Raw genomic sequence first — 17,453 nt, forward strand, 5'->3', positions numbered from 1 at the left:
ATGCCTTTTGGCTCTATTTTACAAATCATAGTCAAAGAGATAACGGAACCTTAATCATAATAAATGTCCCAAGACCTATTTTCGAATCTATTGTCATCGTTCCTTCCAATAAATCTACTCTTTCTTTCATGCCCAGCAAGCCGAATGATTTGTTTTTCTTCTCTTTCGCTTCCTTCAGGTCGAACCCTTTACCGTTATCTTTTATCATTAAAATCACAAAATCCTTTGTGATCTCAACTTTGACTGTAATTTCTTCAGATTCAGAATGCTTTAGCGCATTAGACACAGCTTCCTGTGCGAGCCTGAAGAGCGCAACCTCAAACTGAGGCGCTAGCCTCTGATCCTCTGTTTCTCCAATGCACTGAAAATGTATTTTGACCTTCCCGTTATATTCCTCGGTTGTATATAGATATTTTCTTAAAGTTGGAATCAGGCCTAGGTCATCAAGGGCCATCGGTCTTAAATCATATATAATCCTTCTCACTTCGTAAAGGGCATTCCGAACATTTTGGCGTAGATTTTTAATTTCTTGGAACCCGTCCTCTGCGCCCCGGTCACGGAAAATCCGCTCGATTAATTCCGATCTCATCATAACATTCGCCAGCATTTGAGCGGGTCCGTCATGGATTTCTCTTGAGACTCTTTTTCGCTCTTCTTCCTGCGCCTCAATAATTCTTAAGCCGAAATCCTGTTTTGCCTGAGCATCAGCAAGAAGCAGTCCAACTTCGCGCAAATCCTGATTCAAGTAGTTGAGCACAACTGTAATTTGGCTTACTAATGATTCTGACCGCTCAATGATTTCCTGAAGCCCTAGCAATCTGCGCTCCAAATCGTCCCGCCGTTCGCGCAATTGCTTCTCACGCTGCTGGATCATCGTCAATTCTACCTGCAGCTTATGGGCTTTTTCATAAGCATTGCGGATTTCCTCTTCACTGAATCTATGAAAATTACGGCTGACCTCGGATAAACGGTTTCTCGCATGGCGGGTTTGCACTTCAAGTTTATCGCCAAGCTCGATCACTTCATACACCTGCTGTTTAATTTGTTTCAGTTCTTCGACCAGCTGTTCATACTGCTGGCGTGACTGCTCCCCGATTTGAAAAACTTCGTCCTTGCTCCCGTCAACGGTTTTCAGCATCTTCATCAAAATAGAATCCAGCACTTTGGAATCCATCTTTGTTTTATTCATAATTTCCCTCCGTCACGGCGTTGTCATATATTTTTATTATAAATGTAATTGATCTGCAAATTATGTCGAATTATAATGAAAGAATGCGTATATTCTAGAAAAAAACATTTTTATATACTATCTACTCTTTATGATACCAAAATACGCACAAAAATTCTAAAGACTGTACGAATTTGTATAGGCAGTCTTTTATGCTTAGCAGGAGGGTCAGCTAGCATGCTGCACAGCTATTTTACTGTGAAAGAAGCAGGAGAACACGAGATTGTTATAGAAAAATCGCGTTTTATCTGTCATTTAAGCCGTGTTTCTACCGAACAAGAGGCACAGGAATTTATACAGAAAATAAAGAAACAGCACTGGAATGCGACTCATAATTGCTCGGCTTATGTTATTGGCGAGAATGATCATATCCAAAAAGCCAATGATGACGGGGAACCAAGCGGTACAGCGGGAGTGCCGATGCTCGAGGTTTTAAAAAAACGCAGGCTGAAGGATACTTGCGCCGTCGTTACACGCTACTTCGGAGGCATTAAGCTTGGTGCTGGCGGATTAATTCGCGCTTATGGGAAATCAGTGTCTGAAGGATTAAATCATATAGGTGTTGTAGAACGGAAGCTTATGCGAATCATGCATACTTCTGCAGATTACACATGGCTTGGCAAGATTGAAAATGAATTAAGGGAGTCACAATTTCTGTTAAAGGAAATCCATTATTCAGAAAATGTTGAATTCGAAACATACGTCGAAGAAAAAGAAACAAACGCTTTTTCTGAATGGATGACAGAACTGACAAATGGAAAGAGTGATATTAAAGAGGGAGAGTTGACGTATCTTGAAAAAGCCGTCAATCACATAAAGGAGACTGAATAATGGCTGAACGCGTTAGAGTGCGTGTGCGAAAAAAGAAAAAGAGCAAACGCAGGAAAATTTTAAAAAGAATTATGTTATTGTTCGCCCTTGCACTATTGGTAGTTGTAGGGCTTGGCGGGTATAAACTTTATAAAACAATTAACGCTGCGGATGAATCGTACGATGCCCTATCCCGCGGGAATAAATCAAATCTTCGCAACGAAGTTGTAGACATGAAGAAAAAACCGTTTTCTATTTTATTTATGGGAATAGAGGATTACGCGACTAAAGGACAAAAAGGGAGATCAGACTCTCTTATTGTTGTTACCCTGGATCCCAAAAATAAAACCATGAAAATGCTGAGCATTCCGCGTGACACACGTGTGCAATTAGCTGGTGACACAACGGGAAGCAAGACGAAGATCAATGCCGCTTACAGCAAAGGCGGTAAAGATGAGACAGTTGAAACTGTTGAAAACTTCTTGCAAATCCCGATTGATAAATATGTCACAGTTGATTTTGACGGATTTAAAGATGTGATTAATGAAGTCGGCGGTATTGATGTTGACGTGCCTTTCGATTTCGATGAAAAAAGTGATGTAGACGAAAGCAAACGGATTTACTTCAAAAAAGGCGAGATGCATTTGAACGGCGAAGAAGCCTTAGCATATGCCCGGATGAGAAAACAGGATAAACGCGGAGACTTTGGCCGTAATGACAGACAAAAACAAATCTTAAACGCGCTGATTGACCGCATGTCAAGTGCAAGCAACATTGCTAAAATTGATAAAATCGCAGAAAAAGCCAGCGAAAACGTTGAAACCAATATTCGCATTACTGAAGGTTTAGCGCTTCAGCAGATTTACAGCGGCTTTACCAGCAAAAAAATCGACACATTGAGCATTACAGGTTCTGATTTGTATTTAGGGCCTAACAACACTTATTACTTTGAACCTGATGCTACAAATCTCGAGAAAGTCAGAAAAACGCTTCAAGAGCATTTAGATTATACTCCTGATACAAGCACTGGCATTTCCGGTACCGGAAATGCAACAGACGGGACTGACAGCTCAAGCAGCTCTGGCAGCTCTGGCACAACAACTGACGGGACGACGAGCGGAAACAGCTATTCGAATGACAGCAGCACAAGCTCAAACAACAGTACAACGAATTCAACAACTGATTCATCCTATTAAAAAATGCCCGGTCCTTTTAGAGGATCGGGCATTTTTGCGCAGAAAAAAACTCCGGCACATAAGCCGGAATTTTTAATTCCTTTTCACCAGCCGTTTATAAAACTTTGTAAACGGCTTAAATTTTTCATTCACGAGTCCTGTCACTTCTGCTATGATTTGCATAAAAATAATTAAAATGAAGATAATAAACAAAGAAAGCCAAATTGTGGCACTTTTAAGTACTATCGCACTGATACTGAAAATAAATCCAATTAAATAAATAACTAAGACCGACATCCGATGTGAAAGGCCAAAGGCCATCAGTCTATGGTGAATATGCGACTTATCAGGGGCTGAAATCGGCTGTTTGTTTAATATTCTCCTGATGATAGCAAAAGTTGTATCAAAAATCGGTACGCCTAATATAATAATCGGGATAACGATACTGAACAATGTGACACTTTTATACAGGCCTAATAATGAAAGAATCGAAATACTATACCCTAAAAAAAGTGATCCCGTATCTCCCATAAAGATTTTTGCCGGGTGGAAGTTGTAAAACAAAAACCCCAGCGTGCTGGCAATAACGACTAATGAGAGTGACAGAATGAGCACTTTTCCGCCGGATAGCGCCATGACAGCGATCGTTGACAGGCCGATAACAGAAAGACCGGCAGCAAGGCCATCCAATCCATCAATCAGGTTAATTGCGTTCGTGATGCCGACAATCCATAATACCGTCAGCGGATAAGCCATCCATCCTAACTCAAATCGTTCTGTTAAAAAAGGTACTGAGAAAAAGTCCATTTTTAAGCCAGTGCTTACAATCATAATGGCTACACCTAATTGAATCAAAAACTTAACTTTTGCACTTAATTGATATTTATCGTCAAGAATACCTAACACAATAATGATGAATGCTCCGACTGTAATTGCCGTCATCCTTGTTTCTGTGTAAATACCGGATGCAAGCACGCCTGCAACCACCCCGATAAATATGGCCAGCCCGCCCATGCGGGGCATGATTTTGTCATGTACTTTTCGATTGCTGGGCTGGTCAACTGCACCTATTTTAATCGCAATCCTTTTTACGATTGGGGTTATGATTAAAACTGTCAGCAGCGAGACAATAAACGCAACAACAATGCGAATCATGCGTTCGTCAAGCATAAAGAAGTCTCCTTTGGAATTAAATGAAGTCTTTATTTATATAGAGAACCGTTCCTTCCATTATACCTTCTCCTTAGTTATTATAACAAGCTTCATCAAAAAGAAACACGTATAATCAAAAAACGCGCATCCCAATTTATAGGACTACGCATGTTTTTGAATCCCTGTATATTTCATAATTTGTGTAAATAAGCAATTCCAATCTTGTGTGCGAGCGATGTTTCGGCGCATTTCTTTATAGGTTTCGTCTCCGTTTTGTTCGAGAACTTTTTCACAAGCTGCTATAAAATCAATTGGATGATCACCTTCTACATATTCGTATACATACGGCTTTTGCATTTTTGAGGTTGACGGAAGATTAGAGCCGACGACAGGTTTTCCTGCCGCTAAAAATTCAAATAGTTTCAGCGGAAACACAGCTTGATTATACGATGATTTTTTATAAGGCATGATGCCAATGTCGATAAGCTCCATAAAATGCGGAACTTCTTTCGGATCTGCCGGGCCGGTCCATATGACATTTGGAAGCCTCAGCAGCTCTTGAAACGAAACGTCACCATTGGTGGCATCCGGGCCAACCCATAAAAATGTCCAATCAGGCTTTTGCAGGGCGGCTTCTTCAATCATTTTAAAATCGAGCTTCGGTTTAATTCCGCCGATAAAACCTAACACTGTTCCTTCTCTCCCCTGCAGTATACTGCGATCGGGAGCTTGTTTGTTTGCAGAAAACAGCTCATACTCCACACCGTTTTCCACAGTATGAACCTTTTCTCGTCCTGCAGTCAGTTTTTTGTCTACTTCCTTGTGAAGATAATCTGATGAACAGGTTATTGAATCTGCTCGTTGTATAATTCTCAGCTCTGCCGATTTAATGACTTTTCGCCGGAATTCAGACAGCAGATTTGATCGGCCGCTGATCGGCGCCGCCCATAAGTCACTGCAGTCATAAATGACCTGATCCCAAGGATACAGCGAAGACAGCAGCGGGAATCCCGGAAACGTGTACCATAAACAGCAGCGTTCACCGTTTGCAGAAGCAGATGTAAGCTCATCGAGTAATGGGGAGAGCTTATGTCTGTAAAAGACATCTGTATATCGTCCGAAACGAAACATTTTTTTCTGCAGCAGGTCTTTGACAGCGAATTGCCTGATGCCAGAATGGACTTCCTGAAACTCTTTCCCTTGGGCACGCGGAGCCGGACATACCCAAATAACTTCCTTCGTTTCCTCCTGAGCAGCTAAAAATTCTGCCAGCCGGTGCCTTCTGTATCTCAATTGGTCTTTTCCCCATTCAGCAGTGGCAACGATGACATGAATGATTGCTTCTTTTGTTTCCACCTTCATCACCTTTTCTCTCTGTTTGCGGCTATAATCTTTTTTTCACCGCGTTTTTTGCATATTGAACAAAACACCATGTTGCTTTCATAAAATGAAGCCGTTCGATCTCCCTGTAGACAAACCACGTTTTTCTCGCAGCCTTCCATTTGTTGCTGGAAATTGAGTTATTGACAAGCCGATATTCAGCCAGGCATTCATTCATTCCATAGGCAGTAAATCCTTTTTTTAAAAGAGACAGCCATGTGGCTAAGTCCTGTCTCGTTCTGATATTCGGCATTTGGATCTGTCCCGTTTGCTCCCTGTCAATCATCACCGTCAAGCAGCCGATAATTGTATTTTTCAAGGCGTCATCGTACGTCAGGCTTTCCGGCGCATGAATAAATTTATCGAGCGGGGTCCCGTCCTGCGCCATTAAGCTGTAGCCCGTGAAAGAAAACGCACAGGAGCGCTCCATCATAAACTCAAGCTGCTTTTCCAGTTTGTCTTTTTTCCATTTGTCATCACTGTCCAAAAATGCTACGTAGCGCCCTTGAGCGCGTTCCAACGCTTTGTTGCGAGCAACCGCAGCTCCGGAGTTCTCTTCCAGATACACCACATGAATTCTTTCGTCTATTTTTTCATACTGCTGTAAAATGTCGCGGGTCCCATCCGTTGAGCAATCATCCACGATAATCATTTCCCAATGAGGATGGCTCTGATCTAATACCGAATGAACCGTGTCTTCAATATAGTCACGCGCATTATAGGAAGGTGTAATGACAGATACGAGAGGTTTCCAATTGGTCATGATCACATCTCCATCGTATGATTTTAAAAGGATTCTCTGAAAAATTCAGGAATGACAACGAACATAAAGGCAATCGTAAGGCCAATCATAACGCCGAGAACTGCTTTCTTTTTCGGAGACATTCCGCCGCCTGCTGTCTCACTTACGGTTTCGGAATCAGTAACACTTGCCGCTTTCAGGTTAAGCTGTGTGTTTTTGAGCTCATATAAAAATCTCTCTTTATCCACTTTGGAATCCTCGCTCACCGACTCGCCTTCAAGCGCGTCTATGCTGCTGCGGATGACGGCTTCTCTTTCTGCATACAGCTTTTGATCATTTTTGAGGAAGGTGGAGGATATGGCGTTTAAGACAGATTCCGTTCTATCCTTATCCTCGTCGCTATAGCTTAAAGTCAGTAACGATTTGGATTCCGTTTTGATGGTAAGCTTCTCTTTGATCTCTGCTACATCTTCATCCTTTTCATCAGGAAGCGCCTCCTTCAAAAAAGAGTCGCTCTTAAGCAGAAGCGGAATCTCTTCTGTGCTGTTATAAACCGGATGATCATAGCTCCCCACAGCCAAAGTATCTTCAGCTGTATAGCTCTTTTGATCAGCGATCTGTGACGGCAGGATATACCCCGCCGCACCTAATATAATTGGCACCGCTATGATCCAAATGATATTTTTTTTTATGCGACGGGCTATTCTTATCAATATATCGTTCATATAAGTCTCCCTGCTTTTTGTAGTCTGTTTATCTGTACATCGGCTCAGGCATTTGTCTGGATCGCCTTAACACATTCACGGCGGCGATGACGAGCGCCATAAACACCCAATGGAAAAATAAATTTGAAACAGAGCTTGGGCTGATACTTGATACCAGGAAACTGACCATAGCGGTAATAAGTCCTTCTGTGATCAGTTTTGACTGATTTTCTAATTTTCTTTCATAAAACTTGTAAAGCACCCATATGAGGTAGGCATAAACGGACAGATATCCCAGCATGATGAACAAGCCAAAATTAGCAAGAATTTCAACAAGCCAGTTATGCACCTCTGCCACATTGTCAGTATCATATACAGCATAATGCTCAAGATAATAGGATACATTTCCTGCCCCGACTCCGAATCCGTATGAATCAAGGAAAAAATGCCAAGCGTTTTTCAGCAGATTTGCCCGAGCCACATTTGATGGAAGCCTGTCATGAAATGAATGCAGCGTCTGCGGGGCCAGAAACAGCTCCCAAAACTTTGAATAGATTTTGCTGGCGAAAAGAACTGCGAAAAGAGCAATTCCCGCCGCCGACAGCCATATAGCCATTTTCTTTAAAACAGGCGGCAATACAATGAAGATGTAGACAGCAATACCTGCAAAAATACCCAGAAGGCTGGCTCTTGAACCAGTGGCAAAAATTAAATACAACGCACAGAGCGAGAGCACAAGGCCAATTGCCTTGATGTATCCATTCTTAATGTTTTTCATCATCGTGATGTAAAAAAAGAAGCTGATGGATAAAAAGGTCGCAAAGTCATTTTGATTAAAAAAGACCGATGTCGGATAATGCTGCTTATACTCCGGTCCGCTGTACAATGTGGAACTCGCAAGATGATGGTGGGTGATATGATTGTAAAAACCAATGATCATCAGAAATACCGTCATCACCAGCCAAATGGCATAAACAATCATCAGCCGCTCCATTTTTTGCACGTACATGACAATAAGATAAATGAAGAAAATTCCCATTGCCAATAAGGCTAAATACTTGAGGCCAACTGTTACCGACTTGGCCCACAGCAGAGAAACAAGGCCATATATAAACCAAAAGGCGAAAAAGAGTAAAATCCCTTTTACTTGCAGCCCATGCCATCTTTCAATATGGGTTCGATTCCGAACCATGCCGAAAATATGAAGGCAACCCGCTGCAATGAGCAGAAGCCGGTAAAGGAACAAACTGAAAAATCCAAGATGAATAGCGAAAAATGCATTATTTAAAAAAGTGCAGGCGATCAAAATATAGATTACAGCCATAAAGAGCCGTTCTTTTGTTGTAAATGCGGTTGCAAGCGTCAGTAAAAACAGGCCAATTGCCAACACCGCAAGCACAGCAGCCATCTGCATGAAACCTATATCTTTATGGATGGCTCCCAGCAATAGGACGACTCCAAATATAGCAGCGGCCAGTAACGCTAGCATATGGACCGCTGATCGTTTGATACTCACATGTTTAACCCCTTTCCTGATGTTTCAGGAGCCGGCGGCCGAGCCTAGCAGCCGGCAGCTTCAACCAAGTAACACTTTTTCTTTTTATAAATTGACGCTTCCCAAGTCTTTAGCCAATTCTTCAAGCGGCAAGCCCGGAAAATACTTGTCAGAAGGTTCCGTTCCCCGAACAGCGGGACGGCCGATAGAGTGATAAATGTATCCGGCTGCCTGCATCTCTTCAAGTGAAAATAAATTTCTGCCGTCGATGATGACTGGCTGTTTTAAGAGGGTTTTCACTTTTACAAGCTCCATTTCTTTCACTTCCGGCCAATCCGTTAAAATCAGGCATGCATCAGTGTCTTCCATCGCAGCATACACATCTGTGTAATACTCGACCTGTTCGCCAAGGATCGCTGAAGCTTCAGGAATAGCAATCGGATCGTATGCTTTTACATGGGCGCCCAGCTGCTGCAGCATTGGGATAATATCAAGCGCTGGAGCGGATCTCACATCGTTCGTATTCGGTTTGAAGGCTAATCCCAGGACTGAAATGGTTCTCCCTTTGACGCTTCCCATAACAGTCAAAAGTTTATCTACAATATGAACACGCTGCTTTTCGTTCGTTTCAATGACAGCTTCGATGAGCTTGAATGGATAGCCTGCCGATTTTGCGATTTGAAGCAACGCGGTTGTATCCTTTGGAAAACATGAACCGCCGAATCCAATACCCGCTTTAAGGAACTTTCTGCCGATACGGCTGTCAAGACCAACACCATCAGCAACTTTTGAAACGTCTGCGCCGACTCGCTCACAAATGTTTGCGATATCGTTGATAAAGGAAATCTTTGTCGCCAGAAATGCATTCGCGGCGTATTTAATCATTTCTGCACTTTCTAGGTTTGTTTTAATGACAGGAGCATGGAATGGCTGATGAAGTTCCTCAATGATGGCAGCGGCTTTATGACTTGTTGAACCAATCACGGCACGCTCCATATTCATCGTGTCATGAATCGCTGACCCTTCCCGAAGGAATTCAGGGTTAGATACAACATCAAATGAGTATCTCCCCTTTGAGGCTTTTTGAACGATAGATTGCACCAGTTTCCCTGTTCCAACCGGGACTGTGCTTTTATTTACGATCACTTTGTAGCCGTTAAGATGCTCACCGATTGTTTTCGCCGCCGCTTTGACGTACGTTAAATCAGCTTCACCTGTTTTGGACATAGGCGTTCCGACTGCAATATAAATAATATCTGAGGCCCGAATGGCAGACGGGATATCGTTCGTAAAGGTCAGGCGCTGATCCAGCACATTTTTTTCAACTAAGTCTGCAAGCCCTGGTTCATAGATTGGGATTACCCCATTTTTCAGGCTTCTGATTTTTGATTCATCGATATCACAGCAAACAACTTTATTGCCGATCTCCGCAAAGCAAGTGCCTGATACGAGTCCTACATAACCTGTTCCAATGACAGCTATTTTTTTCACAGCGCTCAACCCTCTCCTGTAAAATGATCTTCCTATTTATAATGGTCGCAGTGTCTTACGATTAAACGGACGTTTTCGTGACCGTCTGATACTGATGATGCAAGGCCTTGGCGTTTTTTCCTGCGTCAAATTGAGCCTGCACGGTTTCATACAAGTCATCTGCTACTTCCGGCTTCCATATTTGCTCATGTTCGTACCGAGTGATCGCTTCCGCCAAGGCTTGAGCGGATTTCGGTTTAATCAGCAGATGTTGGTGCTTTCCGAATAAAGACGACACTCCGCCAACATCCGTACAAATAACAGGAACCCTTAGCGCCAGCGCCTCAATCACAACAGTCGGCATCCCCTCACTGTAAGAAGGAAGTACAAATAGATCTGCCGCAAGTAAATAGTCTCTTACCTGATGATTCGGCACTTGGCCTGTGACGATATGCCCCTTCTGCGTCAGCGTCGATTTTGCGGGACCATCCCCGACAAAGACTGCCTTAGGAGAGTCCTGCAGCGATTCGATCGCTTCAGACAGTTCAAAAATGCCTTTCTCTCTGACCAGCCGGCCGACATAGACAGCCAGACGCTGATCGAGCGGGAGTCCGAGTCTTTTTCTGATTTCCTCTTTCGTCTCCTCATTCTCCTGAAAACGGCTGAGCTGTATGCCGATTGGCAAAACCGAGCTGTCAAAGCCCGAAAGCTTTTTGGCTTCTTCCTGAAGCTTGTGGCTGACTGCTAAAACAACTGACGCAGAACCTACGGCACGCTTGAAGGCTTTAAACGCTCCTTTGCTGTAATGCGGATAGACATTCACATCACTGCCATGCAAGGTCAGGACATAAGGAATTTGCGCTGACTTTGACACGACTGCCGCAGCCCCGCCCGATGGCATGGCAAAATGCGCATGGATCAGATCCGGATATAGGTCGCGCTGTTTCATGGTTTTTAAAACGGCTGATGCGATTCTCCGATGAGGCTGCGCCCACTTCAGCTGGCCGGGAACTGCCCGATAGAAAGGCCGGTAAACCGGTATTCCCTTTCTAATCTCATACTCCGGTCTGGCATCCTTTTTTCGATATGTCTTTTTCAGCATGCGGACAGGTGCTGAATGAAAAGGCCGTGGGCATATCACAGTGATATCAAGCCCGAGTTTTTGCAGCTCTTGCACCTGTGTCTCATGAAACACACCCTCTCCGGGTTTCATACTGCTCGGATATACGCTTGTGATCCACAAAATCTTCATGACAAACGTCCTTTTCTTAGTAGTTTGCTTTTTGTTTGAGGGTACGCTTTTACCAAAAGAAAGAGATAGCACAGCGCCCCGGCCGCAACTGAAATGACCAGCCGCATTTCTGCCTGCATACTGAAGTGTTCGGTACTGAGGCTTACACCAAACGCGATGATGCCCATCGCCGCAGTAATCAGAAATGGCTTCATAATCGACTGGAAATAAGCCGAAAGGTTAAGCTTGATGACATATGCCAAAAGCCAGCGCCCGATCAGGAAATTAACAACGCTGATAATGGCATACACCCATGCGACTGTCAGCAGGCTTCCCGTCTGTACAGCTGCAAAGAGTGATAATCCGTACAGCAGCAGGACGCCGGAATCCCAATAAAACGATAAGTCTGCTCTTCCTTTAGCCAGCAACACAGATCCATTTGGATTCATGAGCACTCTTAGTATTCCGACAATCGCCAGAACATTTAGGATCGGAACAGCAGCAAGCCATTTTTCTCCGAAAACCGCTGTGATAAAGGCGTCTGACACAGACACGAGCCCGATTAACAGCGGAAACGAAACAAGCGCCAGCATTTTTGTCATATTCAGAAAGCCTTCTCTGATCACGCTGTTTTCATATTTGTTTTTTGCGAAAATAGGGAATGCCACCCGTGTGACAATCGGATTGATCTTCAAAACCGGAATGGTGACAATCTGATAAGCGAGGTTATAAATCCCCAATGCTTCAGCACCAATAAACCGGCCGATCAAAATCATGTCGATATTTGCTCCCAGCCTGTTCACAAGACGGGATGAAAGCTGAAAGGCTCCAAAAGAAAAGAAATCCTTCATGCCTCTCAAATCAAAAACAAAAGCAGGATGCCACTTTTTTCGGTATACAGCCCAATATAAAATCCCTTTACTGGACTGCAGCAGGACTTGAGAAATCACGTACGCCAAAATCGCATCCATCATAAAAACCGCTATCGCTAAATATCCGAATGACAATACATTTGAAAAAATCTCTATTTTGCTTAACGTATTAAAATGCAGCTGCTTTTGCAGCATATACTGATATTGCTGTCCAATTGGCGCGATCAAAAACATAATCGCCAGAATCCGAACCAGAAACACCAGCTCTTCTCTTTGATAAAATCCCGCAATGACAGGACTGCTCACATATAAAAGAACAAACAGCAAAACGCCCGTCATAATGTTAAGCCAATACAATGTTGACAGCTGGCGCTCCGTCGCGTCGTCTCTCTGAATTAATGCTGCGCCAAAACCCATATCGAGCACAATCTGGGCGAAAACTGTAACCGTTGTGATCATGCCGACAAGCCCAAATTCTGTTAAGGTCATCATATTTCCAAGCAGGGCAAACTGAACAATTTGTATGATTGTAATACACATGGTTGAAATACTTGTCCACTTTGCACCGCTCATGATTTGTTTTGTAATACTTGGCATCATATTCCCTACTTCTTTTTAAGCTCAGATTGATGGTGAATAATGGAATCCCGTTTTATCTTGCACCATCACCCGTCCAAACTACTTTACAAGTTTTTAACATAATTTTTAATTCTAAAGTGAAAGTCAGATTGCGAATGTAATATAAATCAAATATCAGCTTTTCCTTCGGCGTCATATCGTAACCGCCGTTCACCTGAGCCCAGCCGCTCAATCCCGGTTTAACAGCCAGACGCTGTGTAAAGCCTGGAATCTCATTCTGGAATTTTTCCGTAAATACGGGCCGTTCCGGACGAGGGCCAATCATACTCATATCGCCTTTCAGCACATTAAACAGCTGAGGAAGCTCGTCAATTCTCGTTCTTCTGATAAAAGCTCCGATCCTTGTCACCCGCGGATCTTGCTTCTGTGCCCAAACCGCCCCAGACTTCTCGGCATCTATTTTCATGGAACGAAGCTTATAAAGCTTAAATGGTTTCCCGCCTTTCCCTACGCGTTCCTGCGTATAAATGGCAGGCCCCGGCGTCTCCAAACAAATCAATATTGAAAATACCGCAATCATTGGCAGCGCAATCGCCAACCCAATGAGCGCAAACCAAATATCCATTACGCGCTTTATTGCCAAATAACGAGCCGTCTTTTCAGATAATGTAAAAGAATGTATTTGCTGAACTGAGAATTCACGACTCACATTCATGCTTTTCTCTGCACTCACTGACACACACCTCACGATTTGTTTGGGATGTTATGATGACCTATGCCAGTCAGTTTAGCAGACGGATGTTAATTGGATGTAAATGGTATGTTAAGAAGTGTGAATTTGTTATTTTTTCTGACATTTATCCGTAAACTTTTTATTGTTTTAGACACTTTTTTTAAAAATTAAGCTTATTGTTTAAAAAAAGAGACAAATCATTTTACTGATTTGTCTCTTTTCGTTGTGAAGCATTTAATATTGAAAATAAAACTTTGATTTAGAGGTTAACAGCTTGTATTGAACCTCAACCATTTTACTAAAGAATAACATGGATTTTCGTTCAACATTCCTTGTGTCCAAGACAATTGCTTGGTTATCCACTTTTGCACTGATTTTATTTTGAGAAGTGTTTATCGCAAATTCAATTAATCGCTCTTTCTTTACATGAGCTAGCTGTTCAAGCAAACCCTGCACGTTTACCGTCAATTTTGTGCAATTAGGCTCTAACTCTATACGTTTTACCGGTAATGAGATTTCAGACTGTCCGGTATTCACAATCATTTTTGAATGATTTGGCAAACAGATTTGCTTATCTTTAAAAATAAATGATAAATCTTTTGATTCAGTTTCATATGAAAGTTCTGCTTCTGTATAGGCATGTTTCTTTATATCAATCGAAAGATTATCGTAGTTCATTGTGAAATATGGTCTTGCACTGAAGACAAACAACGCATTATGCCCTAAATACATCGTGTTTGTTGAATACTTATACGCAGCACGCTTGTTTCCGATTCTCGCCCTTAATTTATAGCCATCTATTGACGATTCAATAAAGAAATCCCAAACGCCTAAATCTTCTTCTGCAGATGCCAGTTCATCAAACTTGCACTCAAATGTAAATGTTGAATTTTCATACTTAGCCGGCGCGATATATTTTTCCGCCTTTGTATCGCGATGAACAAATATTCCTGTCAGAGATTGATTTTGATTCGTTTCATCATCCAACAATTTGTGTTTAATGGTTCCTTGAATGCTGAGGCTGTGATCGCTAAATTCAATATTCTGCAGATAATGTTCAAGCTTATTTTTATAATTTACTTTTAATAACTCTTCAGAAATTGGATAGCGTTCTAAGCTCGGATAACGTGCAATTAAATCCCCATTATTTACAACACAGAACTTTTTAATGTCTTGTTCTTCACGCTCATACTGGGTTAACCCCTGCAAATCATTATTCCGAATAAACAGCAGCCGCAATTTGATATGCGGAAGCACAAATTGGTCAGCCTCTTCAGGTACTGCATGAATAAATGAGGACAAATATTTAAACCATTCAGCTCTTTCTTCATCTGTCTTCATTTTTATTGTGACATTTTTTGTCCGCGAAAAATCGAAATGCCTGTTTAAAAATACTGCCATCAGTTTCGTTTTTCTTGCTTCTTCTAGATCACTAGCCTTGATAGCAGAGATAATATCTTCCATTGCTCCATAAAAGTTCTCTGGGGGAACATAAGCGACACTCATATGCTCACCGTCTCTTTTGACCAGATAGTAATAATCATAGTCAGCTGAAACAGAAATCTTCTTTGCTTTTAAATAAGCGTTCATTGTGAAGACTTGATCTTCCGCTGCTTTTATGTGAGTAGGGAAGATGATTTGATTTTCTTTTAAAAGTGAGGCTTTAAACAGTTTTTGGGGTCCCAATGTGAAAACAATTTTGGAATCAACCAAATCAACATCTGGATTTGTTTCCTTAAACATTGATTTGGGAACACCTCGGCCGTTTATCCCTTTTAACTTACCTAAAGTAATATCTGAATCATTCTCTTTTGAGAAATTGTACCATCTTAACAATGCTTCATTGCCTAGATAATCATCGGAATCAACAAACAGGATGTATTCACCTTTGGCAATTTTTATTGCATCATTCCGCGGTGCACCTGGACCGCCTGAATTTACGGTTCTTTCAACAACAACAATATTGTCATATTTCTTTTTATATTGATTCAAAATGTCTAAAGATGAATCCGTAGATTTATCATCGACACATATAATCTCATAATCCTCTTTTGGCATCGTTTGGTTAACTAAGCTATCAAGACATTCGGAAATAAGATCTTCTGAATTATATACAGGGATAACAATGCTTATTTTCATCGATTACCTCACTACCCTAATGGATCGGTTATATTTTTGCCTGATAATTATATCAAAAACATCTGTCAATAAGAATAGGCCTAACCTTAAATTTTGTTAAACTTTTACATAGCATATGTGGTTTAAAATTTTTCTCATTTTATCGTATAAAAAAGCTTGCCGGCAATTCCTGATGGGTTCTGCCGGCAAGCCGCTATTGATGTCTACTAATTTAATCCCCTAATAATATCCAATGATTCCTTCATATATTGCTTGAGCTGCTTTTTCTTGATACAAAGCACTCTTTAACTTACTTGCGTCGTTCGCATTTGAAATGAACGCCAGCTCCGCTAAACTGCTCGGCATCGTTGATTCTCTGATGACATGGAAATTCCCGATTTTCACGCCGCGGTTTTGAGTATTGAGTGCTTTATAGAGTCTGTTTTGTATTTCTGTCGCAAGCCGTTTGCTGTTTTCTGACTCATATTTTGTATAATAGTAGGTTTCAGTACCGGTTGCTGCTGGGCTCGCTGAATTGGCATGAATACTCACAAACAGGTTTGCATTATTGCTTTTTGCTTTTGCAACCCGCTCTGAAAGCTCTAAGAAAACATCTGTAGATCTGGCCATAATCGGAATGGCTCCACCATTGGAAAGTTTGCTGTTTACAAGCTTAGCAACGGCAAGGTTAACATCTTTCTCTTTTAAACCATTACCTACCGCGCCGCTGTCATAACCACCGTGTCCTGCATCCACAAATACCTTTTTGCCTACAATTACATTTTTAAGCTGGTTCACGACATTTGTTGTCACTGAAATAGTTCCCCCAAGAACTGTGAAGGTATTCTTGCTATTTGATCCGATGACTGTTCTTGTCGCAGTCGGCAATGAACCGGCGTCAGTAAATAGCATTGGGCGATTTTGCTTCGCCGCCAGCACAGAACCCGCTAAAGCATCTGCATATTGATAGCCATTGCTGACAAATGCAGCTTTTGATGAAGAATAATATTTTTTCGCTATGTTTGCAGCCACTTCAAAACGGCTGTTTCCGCCGATTCTTGTTGGTGAAGGAAGCTGGCTGTAAACATTTTTAGAGACACTGATTTCTCCTCCGACCACAATAGTCGATGATGTCCCTTTGCTGTTCATCGCACTTTTCGTTGGTGCAGGAATGGAGCTTGCAGTAGTCAGTAAAATTGGAATACCATTACGGGCAGCATAAGAACCGATCGCCAGACTGTCAGCATATGCCGTGCCATTTGCGATTACCGCTTTTGAATTTGAAGATAACTTTTTAGAAATATTTTGGGCAACTTCATAGCGGCTTCTTCCGCCGATCCGTTCCACATTGGAAATACCCAATTTTTTAATGTCGCTTACAACGTTGTTAGAAACACTGATCGTTCCGCCAATGACGATGACCTTGCTCGGTTTAAGCTGGCTGATTCTGTCTTTAGTCGGCGCAGTCAGTTTAGATGATTCCGTCAATAAAATCGGGGCATTGTATTTGTAAGCCAAAGGTGCAGCAGTTAATACATCTGCATACGCTGTTCCGTTTGCCACAACAACAGTGCTCGCACTGCTCCAGCCTTGTTTTGAAACATTCACAGCAACCTCATATCTGCTTGCTCCATCCAGCCTTGTAACAGAGTTTGCCGCAAACGCATTTGGTACAAATAACACGACTCCTAGTATCAGCATAGGTATGCTTTTAAGAAAGATCCGCAAAGATAGTCCCTCCAAAGATTCATAATGATTCATAAA

The 17,453-nt window shown here is 42.0% G+C and carries 14 protein-coding genes; 2 read left to right on the top strand and 12 right to left on the bottom strand.

The genetic code is table 11. From position 1 onward, the window contains the following. Positions 1-31 precede the first annotated feature (31 nt). Positions 32-1,189: a two-component sensor histidine kinase DegS gene (degS, locus tag FB592_RS02415; protein WP_003227983.1), complete on the bottom strand. Its 1,158-nt coding sequence runs from the start codon at positions 1,187-1,189 to the stop codon at positions 32-34. 216 nt (positions 1,190-1,405) lie between these two features. On the opposite strand from degS, the gene FB592_RS02420 reads away from it, so the two are divergent. Both FB592_RS02420 and tagV read left to right on the top strand, forming a co-directional pair. Further along, positions 1,406-2,059, top strand: coding sequence for a YigZ family protein (locus tag FB592_RS02420; protein ID WP_003227979.1), 654 nt, complete (start codon positions 1,406-1,408; stop codon positions 2,057-2,059). Continuing rightward, entirely contained in the window at positions 2,059-3,234 is a 1,176-nt protein-coding gene (gene tagV, locus FB592_RS02425) for a polyisoprenyl-teichoic acid--peptidoglycan teichoic acid transferase TagV (protein ID WP_103803401.1), read from the top strand. Before FB592_RS02420 ends, tagV begins: the two co-directional genes overlap by 1 nt. A 72-nt stretch (positions 3,235-3,306) precedes the next feature. Here tagV and FB592_RS02430 read toward each other — a convergent pair whose 3' ends face one another. The 11 genes from FB592_RS02430 to FB592_RS02480 form a co-directional block, all read right to left on the bottom strand. Beyond that, positions 3,307-4,383 carry an MraY family glycosyltransferase gene (locus FB592_RS02430; RefSeq protein WP_003227975.1) on the bottom strand — a complete coding sequence of 359 codons (1,077 nt, stop codon included), beginning with the start codon at positions 4,381-4,383 and terminating at the stop codon, positions 3,307-3,309. Between the two features lie 144 nt (positions 4,384-4,527). Then, positions 4,528-5,721: a teichuronic acid biosynthesis protein TuaH gene (tuaH, locus tag FB592_RS02435; RefSeq protein WP_080332566.1), complete on the bottom strand. Its 1,194-nt coding sequence runs from the start codon at positions 5,719-5,721 to the stop codon at positions 4,528-4,530. A gap of 28 nt (positions 5,722-5,749) precedes the next feature. Next, on the bottom strand, positions 5,750-6,508 hold the full coding sequence (gene tuaG / locus FB592_RS02440) for a teichuronic acid biosynthesis protein TuaG (RefSeq protein WP_038829893.1): 759 nt from the start codon (positions 6,506-6,508) through the stop codon (positions 5,750-5,752). 23 nt (positions 6,509-6,531) lie between these two features. Continuing rightward, complete coding sequence (gene tuaF, locus FB592_RS02445; RefSeq protein ID WP_017695313.1) at positions 6,532-7,212, bottom strand: teichuronic acid biosynthesis protein TuaF; 681 nt, start codon at positions 7,210-7,212, stop codon at positions 6,532-6,534. Between the two features lie 28 nt (positions 7,213-7,240). Further along, a complete protein-coding gene (gene tuaE / locus FB592_RS02450; protein ID WP_141949238.1) occupies positions 7,241-8,707 on the bottom strand; it encodes a teichuronic acid biosynthesis protein TuaE in 1,467 nt (488 codons plus the stop codon). Between the two features lie 84 nt (positions 8,708-8,791). Continuing rightward, entirely contained in the window at positions 8,792-10,177 is a 1,386-nt protein-coding gene (gene tuaD, locus FB592_RS02455) for a UDP-glucose 6-dehydrogenase TuaD (RefSeq protein ID WP_003242596.1), read from the bottom strand. A 61-nt stretch (positions 10,178-10,238) separates the two neighbouring features. Then, positions 10,239-11,408, bottom strand: coding sequence for a teichuronic acid biosynthesis protein TuaC (gene tuaC, locus FB592_RS02460; protein WP_070547874.1), 1,170 nt, complete (start codon positions 11,406-11,408; stop codon positions 10,239-10,241). Beyond that, positions 11,405-12,856, bottom strand: coding sequence for a teichuronic acid biosynthesis protein TuaB (gene tuaB / locus FB592_RS02465; RefSeq protein WP_141949360.1), 1,452 nt, complete (start codon positions 12,854-12,856; stop codon positions 11,405-11,407). The genes tuaC and tuaB overlap by 4 nt, the downstream gene beginning before the upstream one ends. 55 nt (positions 12,857-12,911) lie before the next feature. Next, entirely contained in the window at positions 12,912-13,571 is a 660-nt protein-coding gene (locus FB592_RS02470; protein ID WP_003242561.1) for a sugar transferase, read from the bottom strand. Positions 13,572-13,805: 234 nt separating this feature from the next. Further along, the gene (tarQ, locus tag FB592_RS02475) at positions 13,806-15,710 is read right to left on the bottom strand and encodes a (poly)ribitol-phosphate teichoic acid beta-D-glucosyltransferase TarQ (RefSeq protein ID WP_141949239.1); all 1,905 of its coding nucleotides are present in this window, start codon (positions 15,708-15,710) and stop codon (positions 13,806-13,808) included. A 219-nt stretch (positions 15,711-15,929) separates the two neighbouring features. Then, the gene (locus FB592_RS02480) at positions 15,930-17,417 is read right to left on the bottom strand and encodes an N-acetylmuramoyl-L-alanine amidase (RefSeq protein ID WP_041850468.1); all 1,488 of its coding nucleotides are present in this window, start codon (positions 17,415-17,417) and stop codon (positions 15,930-15,932) included. Between the last annotated feature and the right edge of the window lie 36 nt (positions 17,418-17,453).

Origin of the sequence: Bacillus sp. SJZ110 (assembly GCF_006715455.1) — a bacterium.
In the GTDB taxonomy this organism is placed as follows: domain Bacteria; phylum Bacillota; class Bacilli; order Bacillales; family Bacillaceae; genus Bacillus; species Bacillus subtilis.